1 protein-coding gene and 2 pseudogenes are annotated in these 2,529 nt (G+C 75.3%); 1 reads left to right on the forward strand and 2 read right to left on the reverse strand.

The window, feature by feature from the left end:
* Positions 1-99: pseudogene (locus ABZ641_RS32755) on the reverse strand (hypothetical protein); the annotation flags it as partial.
* Between ABZ641_RS32755 and ABZ641_RS32760 the strand changes: the two are divergent.
* Positions 95-1,396, forward strand: a pseudogene (locus ABZ641_RS32760) (FGGY family carbohydrate kinase); the annotation flags it as partial. The pseudogenes ABZ641_RS32755 and ABZ641_RS32760 overlap by 5 nt on opposite strands.
* Positions 1,397-1,427: 31 nt before the next feature.
* Here the strand turns inward: ABZ641_RS32760 and ABZ641_RS32765 are convergent.
* A partial coding sequence (locus tag ABZ641_RS32765) for an RNA polymerase sigma factor (protein WP_359987752.1) occupies positions 1,428-2,529 on the reverse strand: 1,102 nt, incomplete at its 5' end.

Raw genomic sequence — 2,529 nt, forward strand, 5'->3', positions numbered from 1 at the left:
GGCGTCCGGCCCGAAGGCGAGGCTGTAGCCGTAGAGGACCCACAGGACGCTGACGATCGCGAGCGTGATGAAGCTCATGACCAGCATGTTGAGGGAGGTGGACCCGCAGACCTGGCTGCACTCGCTCGGCGAGGCGGCCACCGGCGGCCTGCTGGAGGGCGTCACCGCGATCGGCGTCTCGGCCCAGCAGCACGGCCTGATCGGACTCGACGCCGGCGGCGTGCTCGTCCGGCCCGCACTGCTGTGGAACGACCCCCGCTCGGCCGGTGCCGCCGCCTCGCTCATCGACGCGCTCGGCGGCCCGGCCCCGTGGGTGGAGGCGATCGGCTCGGTGCCCTCCCCCACGTACACGATCGCCAAGCTGCGCTGGCTGGCCGAGTTCGAGCCGGTCTCGGCCAAGCGGATCGCCGAGGTGCTGCTGCCGCACGACTGGCTGGTCTGGCAGCTGCTCGGCCACCCCCGGCGGCGCACCACCGACCGGGGCGACGCCTCCGGCACCGGCTACTGGTCGCCCGTCACCGGTGAGTACCGGCAGGACCTGATCAAGCTCGCGCTCGGCCACGAACTGCACGTCCCGGACGTGCTCGGCCCGGCCGAGGCCGCCGGGCACACCCCCGAGGGCCTGCTGATCTCGGCCGGCACCGGCGACAACATGGCCGCCGCCCTCGGCCTCGGGCTGCGCCCCGGCGACGCGGTGGTCTCGCTCGGCGGCAACGGCACCATCTTCGCCGTGCACGAGCAGGCCGTGGTCGACGTCACCGGCGCCGTCTCCTCGTTCGCCGACGCCACCGGGCGCCACCTCCCGATGGCCGGCACCCTGAACGCCGCGCAGGTGCTGCGCTCGACCGCCGCGATGCTCGGCTGCGACCTGGAGGCGCTCAGCGACCTCGCCCTGCAGTCCTCCCCCGGCTCGTACGGCCTGGTGATGCTGCCGTACCTGGACGGCGAGCGGACCCCGAAACTGCCGCACGCGGCCGGCACCCTGACGGGCCTTCGGGCCGAGTCGATGGGCCCTCAGCACCTGGCCAGGGCCGCCGTCGAGGGCATGCTGTGCAACGTCGCCGAGGCGCTGGACGTGCTGCGCACGCACGGCGTCCCGGTCGGCCGGGTGTTCCTGCTGGGCGCGGTCGGACGGCTGCCGGCCGTCCGGGAGGTGGCCCGACAGCTGTTCGGGGTGCCGGTGCTGATCCCGCCGCCCGGCGCGCACGCGGCGCGGGGCGCCGCCCGGCAGGCCGCGTGGGCGCTGGCCGGCACCCCGGAGCCCCCGGAGTGGGAGCTGCCGGAGGTGGTCGTGCTGACCCCGGACCCGGACCAGGACCTGCCGATCGGCAACGCGGTGCGCCAGCAGTTCAAGGCCGTCCGCGAGCAGATCCACCCGGAGACGGCGGCCGGCTGAGCGCGGGCCTGCCAGCCGGGGCCACCGGCGGTCAGTCGAGGTAGGCGCGGAGCTGCTCGGCGTAGGCGTGCGCGCGGAGCTTGCCGAGCGCCTTGGACTCGATCTGCCGGATGCGCTCGCGGGTGACGCCGAACAGCGTGCCGATCTCCTCCAGGGTGCGCGGCCGGCCGTCGTCCAGCCCGTAGCGCAGCCGGGCCACCTGGCGCTCCCGCTCGCCGAGGGTGGCGAGCACGGCGTCCAGGTGCTCGCGGAGCAGCAGCAGGGCGGCGCTCTCCGCGGGCGAGGCGGCGTCGGCGTCCTCGATCAGGTCGCCGAGCGCGACGTCGTCCTCCTCGCCGACCGGGGTGTGCAGCGAGACCGGCTCCTGGGCCAGCCGCAGCACCTCGCGGACCCGCTCCTCGGGGAGCTGCACGGCCAGCCCGACCTCCGCCGCGGTGGGCTCCCGGCCGTTCTCCTGCAACATCGTGCGCTGCACCCGCAGCACCCGGTTGATCTGCTCCACCACGTGCACCGGGACGCGGATGGTGCGGGCCTGGTCGGCGAGCGCCCGGCTCATCGCCTGGCGGATCCACCAGGTCGCGTAGGTGGAGAACTTGTAGCCGCGGGCGTAGTCGAACTTCTCGACGGCGCGGATCAGGCCGAGGTTGCCCTCCTGGACGAGGTCCAGCAGGGTCAGGCCGCGGCCGACGTACCGTTTCGCCACGGACACCACCAGGCGGAGATTGGCCTCGATCAGGCGGCGTTTGGCGATCCGTCCGATCACCACCAACCGGTCGAGGTCGCCGGCGAGGGTGCCGTCCAGCGGTTCGCCGTCGGCGGCGGCGCGGTCCAGGGCCTCCTCGGCGAACAGGCCGGCCTCGATCCGGCAGGCCAGCTCGACCTCCTCCGCGGCCGTGAGCAGCCGGACCCGGCCGATCTCCCGCAGGTACTGGCGGAGCAGGTCGGCGGCGGGCCCGGTGGCGTCGTCGAGCGACGGGAGGCGGGCTCCGGGGTCGGACTCCTCGGCGTCGGGCTGCTCGCCATTGGGCTGTACGGCGTCGGGCTGCTGGGCGTCGGGCTGCTCGGCCGGCCCTCCGTCCGCGGCGGCCGGCCCGGGTGCGCGGGGGGCGGCCTCGGCACCGGGCGGGCCGGCC

The sequence above is a fragment of the Kitasatospora sp. NPDC007106 genome (genome assembly GCF_040634455.1).
Classification (GTDB): domain Bacteria; phylum Actinomycetota; class Actinomycetes; order Streptomycetales; family Streptomycetaceae; genus Kitasatospora; species Kitasatospora arboriphila.